This window comes from Brotaphodocola sp. (assembly GCF_983179755.1).
Genome location: NZ_CFAHBC010000004.1, coordinates 70,672 through 84,947, shown reverse-complemented (window position 1 = coordinate 84,947; position 14,276 = coordinate 70,672). Strand labels below are relative to the sequence as shown.

General features: G+C 49.8%; 11 protein-coding genes. 9 read left to right on the top strand and 2 right to left on the bottom strand.

What is annotated here, in order from left to right:
• Nucleotides 1-4: 4 nt before the first annotated feature.
• From ftsW to hemW, 9 genes are all read left to right on the top strand, one after another.
• Nucleotides 5-1,144: a putative lipid II flippase FtsW gene (ftsW, locus tag AC4EVX_RS03040; RefSeq protein ID WP_490159539.1), complete on the top strand. Its 1,140-nt coding sequence runs from the start codon at nucleotides 5-7 to the stop codon at nucleotides 1,142-1,144.
• A gap of 164 nt (nucleotides 1,145-1,308) precedes the next feature.
• Nucleotides 1,309-2,559, top strand: a complete 1,251-nt coding sequence (gene murA, locus AC4EVX_RS03035) for a UDP-N-acetylglucosamine 1-carboxyvinyltransferase (protein WP_490159538.1) — start codon at nucleotides 1,309-1,311, stop codon at nucleotides 2,557-2,559.
• A gap of 90 nt (nucleotides 2,560-2,649) precedes the next feature.
• Entirely contained in the window at nucleotides 2,650-3,375 is a 726-nt protein-coding gene (locus tag AC4EVX_RS03030) for a cell division protein FtsQ (protein ID WP_177977503.1), read from the top strand.
• A 374-nt stretch (nucleotides 3,376-3,749) separates the two neighbouring features.
• On the top strand, nucleotides 3,750-5,048 hold the full coding sequence (gene ftsZ / locus AC4EVX_RS03025; protein ID WP_177977502.1) for a cell division protein FtsZ: 1,299 nt from the start codon (nucleotides 3,750-3,752) through the stop codon (nucleotides 5,046-5,048).
• Between the two features lie 219 nt (nucleotides 5,049-5,267).
• Nucleotides 5,268-6,125, top strand: coding sequence for a sigma-E processing peptidase SpoIIGA (locus tag AC4EVX_RS03020; RefSeq protein WP_177977501.1), 858 nt, complete (start codon nucleotides 5,268-5,270; stop codon nucleotides 6,123-6,125).
• Between the two features lie 2 nt (nucleotides 6,126-6,127).
• Nucleotides 6,128-6,868: an RNA polymerase sporulation sigma factor SigE gene (gene sigE / locus AC4EVX_RS03015; RefSeq protein WP_177977544.1), complete on the top strand. Its 741-nt coding sequence runs from the start codon at nucleotides 6,128-6,130 to the stop codon at nucleotides 6,866-6,868.
• Nucleotides 6,861-8,000: a stage II sporulation protein P gene (locus AC4EVX_RS03010; RefSeq protein ID WP_308450454.1), complete on the top strand. Its 1,140-nt coding sequence runs from the start codon at nucleotides 6,861-6,863 to the stop codon at nucleotides 7,998-8,000. The genes sigE and AC4EVX_RS03010 overlap by 8 nt, the downstream gene beginning before the upstream one ends.
• A gap of 164 nt (nucleotides 8,001-8,164) precedes the next feature.
• Nucleotides 8,165-9,979 carry a translation elongation factor 4 gene (lepA, locus tag AC4EVX_RS03005; RefSeq protein WP_177976951.1) on the top strand — a complete coding sequence of 605 codons (1,815 nt, stop codon included), beginning with the start codon at nucleotides 8,165-8,167 and terminating at the stop codon, nucleotides 9,977-9,979.
• A 109-nt stretch (nucleotides 9,980-10,088) separates the two neighbouring features.
• Entirely contained in the window at nucleotides 10,089-11,420 is a 1,332-nt protein-coding gene (hemW, locus tag AC4EVX_RS03000) for a radical SAM family heme chaperone HemW (RefSeq protein WP_490159537.1), read from the top strand.
• A 321-nt stretch (nucleotides 11,421-11,741) separates the two neighbouring features.
• On the opposite strand, the gene AC4EVX_RS02995 is transcribed toward hemW, so the two are convergent.
• Both AC4EVX_RS02995 and AC4EVX_RS02990 read right to left on the bottom strand, forming a co-directional pair.
• Entirely contained in the window at nucleotides 11,742-12,935 is a 1,194-nt protein-coding gene (locus AC4EVX_RS02995) for a cation:dicarboxylate symporter family transporter (protein WP_177977212.1), read from the bottom strand.
• A 2-nt stretch (nucleotides 12,936-12,937) separates the two neighbouring features.
• Nucleotides 12,938-14,215: an L-cysteine desulfidase family protein gene (locus AC4EVX_RS02990; protein WP_177977213.1), complete on the bottom strand. Its 1,278-nt coding sequence runs from the start codon at nucleotides 14,213-14,215 to the stop codon at nucleotides 12,938-12,940.
• Nucleotides 14,216-14,276: the final 61 nt, after the last annotated feature.

Sequence of the window (14,276 nt, the reverse complement as noted above, 5' to 3'; positions counted from 1 at the left end):
CCCCATGGCAAAGAAAAAGAAGGTCAGGCGTTTTTATGATTACAGCCTGTTGTTCTGCGTGATTTTTCTGATGGCGTTCGGTCTTGTGATGATTTACAGCGCCAGCTCTTACACTGCGCAGTTGACACAGAAGGGGGATTCCACATACTTTCTGAAGCGTCAGTTTGTGATTGCAGTTGGAGGTCTTCTTGTAGCAATTATCATTTCCAAGATGGATTATCGCTGGTTTCAGAAATTGTCGATGCTCGGCTATCTGCTCTCCTATGTGCTGATGGTTGCGGTAACCTTTGTCGGAAAAGAGATCAACGGAAAGAAGCGTTGGCTCGGTGTCGGAATGTTCAGTTTCCAGCCGACCGAGTTTGCGAAAGTCGCTCTGATTGTCTTTCTTGCGGCCTATGTCGTCAAACATGTCAACAAGCTCAATACCTGGAAGGGAATGATTCAGATGATGCTTCTGGCATTTCCGATTGCGGCGATCGTAGGTCTTAACAACTTGAGTTCCGGAGTGATTATTCTCGGAATTGCGGTTGTGATGCTCTTTGTTGCCTGCAAGCGCTATGCGATCTTTCTGTGCAGTGGAGTCGGAGCTTTTGCGCTGATCTTTACCGCGCAGTTCTGGGAGCCGTTTCTGGAGAAAATGAACATCCTGCACGCCTATCAGATGAAGCGTATCCATGTCTGGCTTGATCCGACCCAGTATGCGCAGGAAGGCGGTTATCAGGTGCTTCAGGGACTCTATGCGATCGGTTCCGGAGGACTTTTCGGAAAAGGACTCGGAGAGAGTATCCAGAAGCTCGGCTTTGTGCCGGAGGCGCAGAATGATATGATTTTTTCGATCATCTGCGAGGAGCTTGGACTTTTTGGGGCAGTGTCCGTGATCCTGATTTTCATGTTCATGATTTATCGCTGTATGGTGATTGCGAACAATGCACCGGATCTGTTTGGCGCAATGCTCGTGGTCGGTGTGATGGCGCACATTGCAATTCAGGTGATCTTGAACATTGCGGTTGTGACGAACACGATCCCGAATACCGGAATCACGCTTCCGTTTATCAGTTACGGAGGTACGTCGGTGCTCTTCCTGATGATTGAGATGGGGCTTGTGCTCAGCGTCTCGAATCAGATTAAACTGGAGCGCGCGTAACTAATTAAGTGAAATTTGTGTTATTGTACATGGGTAGGCATTTTCTGAACTGAAAATGCCGTATGATACAGTGGTGGCAGCAGATTTGTGTGCCGGAGGAAAAACGTTTTCAGACTGATCTACATAGGATAGGAATATAGACGGAGGCATCGGGAGGGATTGTATTGTCTGTCATTCGTATCCAGGGACGGCATGGTCTGAATGGAGAAATCCACATACAGGGTTCCAAAAATGGAGTGCTTCCGATTATGGCGGGAGCGCTTCTTCACCGCGGAACCACCGTGATAACAAATGTCCCCATTATACAGGATGTGATCTGTATGATGGGGATATTGGAGTATTTGGGGTGTCGTTGTGCGCTTGAGGGGCATACGGCGGTGATTGATGCGACCCATGCGGAAGCGGTGCCGGTGCCGTGTGCGATGTCGGGACAGATGCGCTCTTCCGTCATGCTTCTCGGACCTTTGCTTGGCAGATTTGGGCTTGCAGTCAGCAGACATCCGGGAGGATGTTGCCTTGGAAATCGCCCGGTCAATCTTCATCTCGATGCGTTTCGTGCGCTCGGTGCTCAGGTTCGCACAGAGGGGGAGCAGATCGGTGTCTTTGCAAATCATCTCCATCCGGCGACGATTCGTTTCCCATATCCGAGTGTCGGGGCGACAGAGAATGCGATTCTGGCATCTGTCTCTGTGCCTGGGGCGACGCGGATCATCGGGGGTGCGAGAGAGCCGGAGATTGAGATGCTCTGTGATTTCCTTTGCAGTATGGGAGCAAAGATCACGGGTGGAGGGACAGCGTGTATTTTGATTGAGGGCGGAGTTCCGCTTCACGATACGACGTTTGCGATCGATGGGGATCGGATTGTTGCAGGAACGTATCTTGGTGCCCTTCTTTGCAGTGGAGGGAGATTGAGGCTGTGTGGAGCACCGGTTTTCCATATGGAGGAGAGCTTGAGACTTGCGGAGAGAATGGGGATGGAGATTGCGGTTTCGCCTGAGGGGCTTGTGGCGAGAATGCAGGGAAGAGCAAGAGCCTGTGATTTTTCGACGGGACCTTACCCCGAATTTCCGACGGATCTTCAGCCGGTGATGATGGCGGTGCTGGCCTCTGCGAGCGGGGAAGGGCGGATTCAGGAAACTGTGTTTGAAAAGCGTTTTTCTTGCGCGGAGGAATTGCGCAAATTGGGGGCATCTATTATAATAGAGAACAGATTTGCGAGAGTCCGGGGACAGCGTCCACTTCACGGTGCGCGTGTTCAGGCAAAAGATCTGCGCGGAGGTGCGGCTCTCGTTGTTGCAGGGCTTACGGCAGAGGGAGAGACGCTTGTCGAGGGTTATGAGCACATCAGCCGAGGGTATGAGGATATCAGCCGGGATCTCGCACAAGTTGGAGCGGAGATTGCGCTTCGGGAGTAAGGATTTGGCAAAATCCCCATGTTACTAATTCATTGCAGAGTTATGCTGGGAAAAGTTTGTAGAACATAGGAATCGAGGAACGGGCAGAAAATGAGAGAGGGATTTGGAAGAAAGAGAGTCTGGTTTGGCGCGGTGGGGATCACTGCGCTGTTTCTGGTCGTTCTTCTTCTGTCTGTGAAGATCACGGACATTACGGTGACGGGAAACAAGAAATATGATTCGGATCAGATTGTGGAGATGCTGTTTCCGGATTCGCTGAGCAAAAACAGCGGAATCTGTTATTTGAAGGATCGGTTTGAGCCTCACAAGAAGATCCCGTTTGTGGAGGATTACAAGATTATTTTTCGCAGTATGTCCCAGATCGAGATCATCGTCTATGAGAAGAGCATGGTGGGCTGTGTCTCCTACATGAGCAGTTACATGTATTTCGATAAGGATGGCATCATCGTTGAGAGTGCAAGCGAAAAACTGCCCGGTATTCCCGAGATCACCGGACTCAAGTTCGGTCATATCGTGCTCTATGAGAAACTTCCGGTTGAGAGCGCCCAGATTTTTTCGGATATTCTGAATCTGACGCAGGTTCTCTCGATCTACCAGATTGAGAGCGACCAGATCCGTTTTTCCACGAATGGAAGCACTACCCTCCATATCGGGGACATTGATGTGGTTCTCGGGGGGAATAATGATCTCAACGGCAAGATTTCGGAACTGAGTGACATTATGCCTCAGATTGTGGGGCTTAGCGGAACGCTCTATCTCGATACCTATGATGAGGGAAATCTGAATGCGATGTACGCGTTTAAGCCGAGAGCATAGCAAAGTCTGGGTTGGCAGGCAGATGAGTGCGACAGCATGAGTTTGTGAGTTTGTGACCCGATAGCTATAAAGCAGCCTCAAGGATCGAAGGTACGAATCATGAAATAGTGTTGGAAGAGGATAAGTGACAGGTCTGACAGAGTTTGTCGATTCAGAGATGGATTTGAAGAAAGTCTGCTCGAAGAAAGTCGGGTTCTGTCGAATTGTATGGAAGAAAAAACGAAGAATCAACAAAATTTTCACATAAATTCTGCAAATTAGAGGTTGATATTTTTAAAGAAATCACATATAGTATTAGATAGGCGAGTTTAAAAAAATATTACAAAAGTGTTACAATACGGAGCTTTTAGAGAGAGATTAAGGAGGACAAAGTCTTGTTGGAGATTAAAATAAATGAAGCAGAGAATTCTGCCAGAATTATTGTGGTTGGTGTCGGCGGAGCTGGAAATAATGCCGTGAACCGCATGGTGGATGAGAATATTGCAGGAGTTGAATTTATCGGAATCAATACGGACAAGCAGGCTCTTCAGTTCTGTAAAGCTCCGACCGCAATGCAGATTGGCGAGAAGCTGACGAAGGGTCTTGGAGCAGGTGCAAAGCCGGAGATCGGACAGAAGGCAGCAGAGGAGAGCTCTGAGGAGATCTCTCAGGCACTTAAGGGTGCAGACATGGTATTCGTTACCTGCGGAATGGGTGGCGGTACTGGTACCGGAGCTGCTCCGGTGATCGCAAAGATCGCAAAAGATATGGGAATTCTGACGGTTGGCGTTGTGACCAAGCCGTTCCGTTTTGAGGCAAGAGCCCGCATGAACAATGCACTTGCTGGTATTGAGAATCTGAAGGCAAGCGTAGATACTCTGATTGTGATCCCGAACGACAAACTGCTTGAGATCGTAGATCGCCGTACCACGATGCCGGATGCACTGAAGAAGGCAGATGAGGTTCTTCAGCAGGCCGTACAGGGTATTACCGACCTGATCAATGTTCCGGGTCTGATCAACCTGGATTTCGCAGATGTACAGACCGTTATGACCGACAAGGGCATCGCTCACATCGGTATCGGCCATGCAAAGGGCGACGACAAGGCAATCGAGGCTGTTAAGCAGGCAGTTGCAAGCCCGCTTCTCGAGACCACGATCGAGGGCGCAAGCCACGTTATCATCAATATTTCCGGCGATATCAGCCTGATCGAGGCAAACGATGCAGCAAGCTACGTTCAGGAGCTGGCTGGTGATGATGCAAACATCATCTTTGGTGCAATGTACGATGAGAACGCACAGGATGAGGCTACGATCACCGTAATCGCAACTGGACTGGACGCTTCTGCAAAGACGACTCCGGTGAGCAGTGCAATGAGCAGCCTTGGAGCAACCGCAGCCGCACAGGCAAGCCACAATACGATTCCGGTTTTCTTACAGAATAAGGTAGATGCAGGTGCTCAGACCGTAGCACAGCAGACCGCTGCAACGAGACCGGCTCAGAACGTTGGTCCGCAGATTGGAATGGGAACCACCCAGAATGCGGGTCCGCAGATCGGCTTTAGTAATCCGCAGAGTGCAGGTCCGCAGATCGGAATGGGCAATCAGCAGAACGCAGCCAGACCGGTTTATCGTCCAATCAACCATGATAACCCGATCAACATCCCGGATTTCTTAAAGAAGAACAAGAGATAAGTGTTGATCGCAGAATGTGATTACATCGGAAGAATCGACAAAAATAGTCGCAAAGCGTGTTAGAATGTGAAGATTAAGAGACAGGAATCTCAAAAGATTGAGGTTTCTGTCTCTTTTTGTCGTGCAAAAAAGGAGTTTTCTGTCCTCTGTTTGACAAAAATTTTTCCCGGAAATGCGTATAATCAGAGTCATTCCGAAAGCCTTAGAGGAGTGTCTGGTATGATCCTTTATCTGGATTTGTTTTTTCTCTTAAATCTGATCATGGATCTGATCGTCCTTCTTCTGTGTGAGCAGATTGGGACGAGGAGTGGCATTCCGTCAGGCGAATGGAATTTAAAAAAAGTATTTCGGATAACCGCATCTGCGGGATTTGGCGCGTGCTGGGCGTGCATTGCCGTCTGTGTGAGAGGGATTCCGCCGTGGCTTGAACGAGGGATCACGCTGGGGATTGTGAGCACGGGAATGACACTGATCGCGTTTGGCTATCAGGGCACAGGAATCTTGATCTGCCGGCTCTTCTCCCTTTTGGCAGGAGCCTTGCTGACTGGAGGAACAGTCTCGCTGTTATCGTTTAGAGGATCTTCTTTTGAGCAAATGAGATCGGGAGTGATTGTGGGAGCAGGGGCAGGGCTTGCGCTCTTCAGTTTCATTGTGAGCAAAACCGTCTTTCATTTAATCGGCGACAGTCGTCTGTTCTATGAGGTGACATTAAAGTACCGGGGAAGGGAAAAGACGATTCGGGCGCTTTTTGACACTGGAAATCGACTGCGCGAGCCTTACGGAAACCAGCCGGTTCATGTCATCACGGCACGGGCATGCAGAGGATTTTGCGAGAAAGTCGCGGGGGTGATTTACATCCCGTTTTGCAGTGTCGGGCAAAGTCAGGGAATGCTTCCCGGGATTCGGATGGATGAGATGGAGGTGCGAAGGAGAGGACAGTTGATCTGCCGGATTTCTCATCCGTGGATTGCTCTAAGTCGAGAACCGCTCTCCTCATGTGGGGAATACGAAATGCTGTTGAATGGAGAAAGCGAAAGAAATTCAAAAATATTTCGGGATGAGAGAGGGAGGATATGAGAATGGTAGTAAAGGTTGCAGTTTCTAATCGATTTCAGTTTAAGGCAGTTCCAACATTCACAACGATGCTCTGGCAGAGACAGGGAGAGATTCACTATATCGGTGGAGCAGATATCCTCCCGGCCCCGCTCGATGCAAAGCAGGAGGCTGAGATGATTTCCCGTCTCGGGACGGAGGAGGAGCGGGAGGCAAGAGCAGAGCTGATCGAGCACAATTTGCGTCTTGTCGTCTATATCGCAAAAAAATTTGACAACACCTGCGTCGGCGTCGAGGATCTGATTTCAATCGGAACGATCGGTCTGATCAAGGCGATCAACACCTTCAATCCCGACAAGAACATCAAGCTGGCGACCTATGCATCCCGCTGTATCGAAAATGAGATCCTGATGTATTTACGGCGCAACAACAAGACGCGTCTTGAAGTTTCGATCGATGAACCGCTCAATGTCGACTGGGACGGAAATGAACTTCTGCTCTCCGACATTCTGGGAACTGATGAAGATGTGATTTATCGGGGAATTGAGGATGAGACGGAGAAGGAGCTGTTGAAAATTGCAGTCGGGAAACTCAGCCCGCGCGAGCAGAAAATTGTGGAACTCCGCTACGGACTCAAGAACGCGGAAGGGATGGAGATGACGCAGAAAGAGGTCGCAGATCTGATGGGAATCTCGCAGTCGTACATATCCAGACTTGAGAAGAAGATTATGAAGCGTTTAAAAAAGGAAATTGTTCGTTTTGAGTGAATGGCTGGCACAGGCGGTATCCGTCCTCTTTTTGGCACTGATTCAGCTTCGTTTTCCAACCGCAAAACCGGCGCAGGTGATGCCTTGGCAGAGAGAAAATGACCCCGCCTATGCAATTTATCAGAGATACAGGTATGCGTATGATACATACGGATACCTGTTTTTGTCTTCTGAGGATAATCCGATAAATGCAGATGGCGCGCAGACAAACACCGGGGTGGAAGGCGAGTATGCGCCGGAACCGAAGCGGGTAAATTCAGATCAGAATCCTTCGCTTCAAGAAACTCTGAATCAAGAGCCCACGGAACAACAGAACTTGGATCAGGAAAGCTCAGAGCAGGAGGCATCGGCGCGCGAGCAGAGAGTCGAGTCTGCGAGGGAGGTGTTTGCGGACTATGAGACGATGATGAAGAATTTTTACATCGTTCATTCGTCGACGGTTGCGAGGGCGGAGCTGATGAATGTGAATACATTTCTCGACACGGACCTGACGTTACAGCAGGACAGTTCAGTTCCACAGATTCTGATCTATCACACGCATTCGCAGGAGACGTATCGGGATTTCGGTCCTGGAAACCCATCTGCGCGGGTGACGGCGATCGGGGAGATCCTTGCTGGACGTTTGCGGGAGCGGGGGTGGAATGTAATTCACGACACGACACCGTATGATATGGAGGGTGGAAGCCTTGATCGCAGTCGTGCCTATACCTACGCGCTCGATGGAATCACGCGGATTCTTGAGGAAAATCCGACGATTCAGGTTGTTCTCGATGTGCACCGCGACGGGGTCGGTGAGAGCGTCCGTCTTGTCAGTGAGATTGACGGGAAACCGACGGCAAACATCATGTTTTTTCAGGGGATGAGCCAGACTCAGGACGGTCCGATTTCCTATCTGCCAAACCCATATTTGAAAGAGAACCTCGCCTTCAGTTTTCAGCTTCAGCTTGCCTGTGCACAGAGGGCACCGGGATTTGCCCGAAAGATCTATCTAAAGAGCCTGCGCTACAACCTTCATGTGAGACCGCGTTCAGCGCTGATCGAGGTCGGCGCGCAGACAAACACCGGGGAGGAAGCTGTGAATGCGATGGGTGTGCTGGCGGAAGTTTTGGATATGGTGTTGCAAGGAAAATGAAAAAATGCTATGATTATAACTCAGAGTGGATGTCTCACCTATTTATAGATAGGGTATTATAAAATTTTTCGGGAGGGGAAACAATCCCCTTCTGAGTTTAGAGTGAACTCCCATTTATCTTATGGAATGGGGCACAGGCAGTACGAGAGAGAGGAATATTTTTTATGGCAGTAATGGACCAGAGTAAGATCCGCAATTTCTGTATTATCGCACATATTGACCATGGCAAATCTACGCTTGCAGACCGCATCATCGAGATGACCGGTCTTCTGACGAGCAGAGAGATGCAGTCACAGGTTCTTGACAATATGGATCTTGAGAGAGAGAGAGGAATCACAATCAAGTCTCAGGCGGTGCGCACCGTCTACCGTGCGAAGGATGGCGAGGAGTATATTTTTAACCTGATTGACACACCGGGACACGTTGACTTTAACTACGAGGTATCGAGAAGCCTTGCAGCTTGCGACGGAGCGATCCTTGTTGTCGATGCAGCACAGGGAATCGAGGCGCAGACGCTTGCAAACGTATACTTAGCGCTTGATCATGATCTGGAAGTCTTCCCGGTTATCAACAAGGTCGATCTTCCGAGTGCGCGCCCAGACTGGGTCGCAAATGAGATTGAAGATGTGATTGGTCTTGAGGCGCACGATGCACCGCGCATTTCCGCAAAGACCGGTCTCAATGTCGAGGATGTGCTTGAGGCGATCGTTCACAAGATTCCGGCTCCGAACGGCGATCCGCAGGCTCCGCTTCAGGCGCTGATCTTTGACTCCCTGTACGATTCTTACAAGGGCGTTATCATTTTCTGCCGTGTCCGCGAGGGTTCCGTAAAGAAGGGAACGAAGATCCGCATGATGGCAACCGGAGCAGAGGAAGAGGTTGTAGAGGTTGGATACTTCGGCGCAGGTCAGTTTATCCCGTGTGAGGAGCTCTCCGCCGGAATGGTAGGATATATCACCGCGAGCATCAAGAATGTGAAGGATACGAGAGTCGGAGATACGATCACGGATGCCGACAGACCGTGTGAGAGCCCGCTTCCGGGTTACAAGAAAGTAACGCCGATGGTTTACTGTGGTCTCTATCCGGCGGATGGTGCGCGCTATAACGATCTGCGTGATGCCCTCGAGAAACTTCAGCTCAATGATGCTTCGCTGTTCTTTGAGCCGGAGACCTCGATCGCACTTGGCTTCGGCTTCCGCTGTGGTTTCCTCGGGCTTTTGCACCTTGAGATCATTCAGGAACGTCTTGAGCGCGAGTACAACCTCGATCTTGTGACGACGGCGCCGAGCGTTGTGTACCGGATACACAAGAAAAACGGCGATATCATTGACTTGACGAACCCGTCGAATATGCCGGACCCGTCTGAGATCGAGTACATGGAAGAGCCGGTTGTGAGTGCAGAGATCATGGTGACGACGGAGTTTGTCGGTGCGATCATGACACTTTGTCAGGAACGCCGTGGTATCTACAAGGATACCGAGTACATTGAAGGCGGACGCGCACTCCTCAAGTATGATCTTCCGCTCAATGAGATCATCTATGATTTCTTTGATGCACTCAAATCCCGCTCCCGCGGTTATGCGTCATTCGACTACGAGCTCAAGGGATATGAGCAGTCCGAGCTTGTGAAACTTGATATCCTGATCAACAAGGAAGAGGTCGATGCTCTGTCCTTCATCGTCTTTTCTGGCTCTGCCTACGAGCGCGGACGCAAGATGTGTGAGAAGCTTAAGGATGAGATTCCGCGCCATCTGTTTGAGATCCCGATTCAGGCGGCAGTCGGTGGCAAAATCATTGCGCGTGAGACGGTCAAGGCAATGCGTAAGGATGTGCTTGCAAAGTGTTACGGTGGCGATATCAGCCGAAAGAAGAAACTGCTTGAGAAGCAGAAGGAAGGAAAGAAGCGCATGCGCCAGGTCGGAAATGTAGAGATTCCGCAGAAGGCGTTTATGAGTGTGCTGAAGCTGGACAACGAGTAGAGCGAATAAATACGCTTCGCGTGGGTGCAAAGCGCCAGGTCTTCGTGAGCGTTGATTTGAAGGGTAGTGTGGATCGTGTTTTGCTTAAGGTGTCTGGAAATAAGAGAGTATGGAAAATAAGGGTAACAACGGAATTAACAAAAAGAAAAAACTGGAACTATATATTCATATCCCGTTCTGTATCCGCAAATGTGCCTACTGCGATTTCTTGTCGTTTTCGGCACCGGAGCGCAGTTATCGGGGATATATTGAAAAGCTGATTGAAGAGATTTACGGGCAGAGTGGAAGTTTTGCCGATTATCAGGTGGATACGATCTTTGTTGGTGGAGGAACCCCTTCGATTCTTCCATCGGAGCTGATCGAGGAGCTGTTTGCGGTGATTCACTCCTGCTTTGATGTCTCTCCGTTTGCGGAGGTGACGATCGAGGCGAATCCCGGAACGCTCACGATGGAGAAGTTGGAGATCTATCGTCAGAGCGGAATCAATCGCTTGAGCATCGGTCTGCAATCGGCGGACGACGAAGAGTTAAAGTATTTGGGACGAATTCACTCCTACGATGAGTTTTTAAAGAGCTATCAGCGCGCGAGACAGGCAGGTTTTAAGAACATCAATATCGACCTGATGTCCGCGCTTCCGGGACAGGATCTCCATTCCTGGAAGAGCACGCTCAAGAAGGTCATGATGCTCAAGCCGGAGCACATCTCCGCATACAGCCTGATTATTGAGGAGGGAACTCCGTTCTATGAGCGTTACGGCGATGAGGAGGGCGGAAGACATCTTGCAGACTGCAAGAGTGTCAACATCCAGATCCCGGATTCTCCGGAGTCCGAAAAAGCCGCTGTTGACGGCAGTGAGATTTTAAATGGTCAGGCAGGGCTCAACCGCCGTGCATGGCCGAAACTCAATGCAACCCCGCTTCCGGATCTTCCAGATGAGGAGACTGACCGCGAGATGTATCATCTGACGAAAGAGCTGATGGCACTTCAGGGCTATCGTCGCTATGAGATCTCCAATTACGCAAAGCCGGGCTTTGAGTGCAGACATAATATCGGTTACTGGACCGGAGTCGAGTACCTTGGTCTCGGACTCGGAGCTTCCTCATACACGTTTGGTTATCGTTACCACAACACGACAGATCTGAAAGAGTATCTGTCGATGAATTTGAGAGAGCCGGGGATAGCTGCACAGGAGATTCAGGAACTCTCAAGGAAAGAGCAGATTGAGGAATTTATGTTCCTTGGACTTCGAATGATGCGCGGAGTCTCAGGAAGCGATTTCTATGAGAAATTTGGACTCAATATGTGGAATGTCTACGGAAAGGTGATGCAGAAACTCAAAGATCAGGGATTGATTGTATTTGATGGCACCTCGGTGCGACTGAGTGATCTTGGTATCGATGTCAGCAATGTGGTTCTGAGTGAGTTTTTGTTAGATGACTGAGCGTAACGAGATGTGAGAAATATGCAAACAGGTGGTGTCACAAGATCGTCTAATCAAACGATCAGGTGGCGCCACCTGTTTTTTTGTATGATAATGACAGGACACAATTTCCTATCATACTTTTTTATGGCCTATCCAAAAGAAAAGCGACAGCGACGAAAAGAATGCGCTTTTCGTCAAACTGTCGCTTAAAAGTAATCCCACTGGGATAGGGCTTTGTGAATAGCCATAAGCCACTTATCGTAGTCTTTCGGAAACCACGCCTGATGGCGTAGGCAACGGAGACTTCAGACGTGGTAAGTCATTTATTTATAAGTCACTTTACAAACCACTCTCAATTTTCTGTTTCTTGATGCCGTGGCGCTCTGCAAATCCGGTCAGGATCATTGTGAGGGCACCGTCTCCGGTTACGTTGCAGGCAGTACCAAAGCTGTCCTGAAGCGCGAAGATCGTCAGCATCAGAGCGGTACCGGTCTCATCGAAACCGAGAACGCCGGTGATCAGACCGAGAGAAGCCATAACCGTACCACCTGGAACACCCGGTGCGCCGATTGCAAAGACGCCGAGCAGGGCACAGAAGAGGATCATTGTTCCGAGGGACGGAAGAGTTCCGTAGAGAATCTTGGAAACGGTCATGACGAAGAAGACCTCAGTCAGAACGGAACCGCAAAGGTGAATGTTTGCAAATAACGGGATACCGAAATCTACCATATCATCGCGCAGAGCCGGCTCAGATTTTTTTGCACAGCGCAGAGCGACAGCCAGGGTAGCAGCGGAAGACATCGTGCCGACTGCTGTGATGTAAGCCGGACCGTAGTTTCCGAGAACACTCATCGGGTTCTTTCCGGAGTAAGCACCGCCGATTGCGTACAACAGGGCGAGCCAGATATAATGACCGATCATAACGATGATGACAACCTGAAGGAAGACCGGAAGCTGTTTTGTGATCGTTCCCTCGTAGGAGAGTGCACAGAAGGTCAGTGCGATAAAGATCGGCAGGATCGGAATGACAACACGGGTAACAATCTCAAGAACGACTTTCTGGAACTCCTCAAGCACTTCGGTGATGACTTTTGCCTTTGTCCAGGTCGCAGCGATACCGAGGAGCATAGAGAAGACGAGGGCACTCATAACGGACATGATTTGCGGAATATCGAGCTTGAAGACGATGTCCGGAAGCTCTTTCAGACCCTCAACATCTGCAACGATGGACAGATGAGGAATCAGTCCATAGCCGGCAAACATGGAAAAGAGTGCCGCGCCGAGTGAGGACACATACGCGATCGTGACTGCAACGCCGAGCATCTTGGAAGCATTATTTCCGAGTCGGGTGATCGATGGTGCGATAAAGCCGATGATGATGAGCGGAACGCAGAAGACGATGACCTGATTCAGGATATACTTGAAGGTCACAACGATGTTCATCAGACCTTCCCCCGCAACCTGACCTGCGATGATGCCGAGGATAACCCCAAGAAGAAGCTTAAATGGCAAACTGCCTGTAATCTTTTTCATACCTATTCTCCAATCATAATTTTAATAATTTCGTCGTTCGTCTCCTTCATGCCCTCCTTTCCGAGACGACCAATGTTTTTCAGCGTGTTTTCAACCCCATTTGATACGATGCCATCACCGCCGTAGAATTGTTGACCGCGGATGTACATGTTGTAGCCGAGAATTCCTGCGTCGACTGCGGAAGCAATCTTTGCGGCACAGGATGCCTTCGCACCGTCACAGACAATGCCTGATACAATCGCAAGAGCGTTGACAACTGTGTGAATCACTTCTTTGTAGCCCCCACCACAAAGATAAGCAATTCCTGCGCCCGCGCCTGCACCGGCTCCAACGGCTCCACAGTATGCGGAAAGTCGCCCAATCGGTGTCTTGACATGGATCGTGGTCAGGTTTGCGAGTGTGAGTGCACGGTAAAGTTTTTCTTCACTGGCATGAAGCTCTCTCGCATAGATGATGACAGGAACGGAGGTTGTGATGCCCTGATTTCCGCTTCCCGAGTTGATCACAACCGGAAGTTCACAGCCATTCATTCGCGCGTCGGAACCTGCGGCAGCCATTGCCTTTGCCTTGACGCGTACATTGTCGCCGTCCATCGCCAGGAGAACTTTACCGATGTTTGCGCCGTAATCATTTTTCAAACCCTCATCTGCAATTGTCATGTTGCAGGAAATCTGCTGGTCAAGCAGAGCCTTTACCTCGTCGATCTCGACCGTCATTGCGAAATCCCAGATATGCTCCATGTCGAGTAGGTTGCGGTCAGTGAGACCATCCTCACTGTCACCGGAAACCTTTGCCTGTTCAAGAATTTCTCCATTTTTCTCAATCAGAACAATGTTTGTGTGATAGTTTGCAATCCGGACTTTTGCATATTCGTCTTTGTGATGTACGATCACAACGATGTCAAAGGTACATCCCTTGTCGATATGCTCGATCTCAATCGGAACCTCGTCCATAAACTGCTTCATCGCCTGAATCTGCTCAGGAGTCACACTTGCGATGACCTCGAGCTTTTTGTCCGGATCACCGGCAACAATTCCGGCGGAAACCGCGGCATCGATTCCTTTCAGATGATCGGTATTCGGAACAATGACCGATTTTACATTTTTGATGATGCTTCCGCTTGCCTGAACGGTCACGCGATCAGGAAGTTCGCCGAGTGTACGGCGGGCAACAGCACCTGCATAAGCCAGGGCAATCGGTTCGGTGCAACCCATTGCCGGAATCAGTTCCTCTTTCAGGATCTGGACGTATGCGTGATAACGCGGGTCTGATCTGTCCATCCTGGTATCCCCCTTTGTGTAAAATTACTTATTGTTTTATCTTACGGCTTGCCTTATTGAT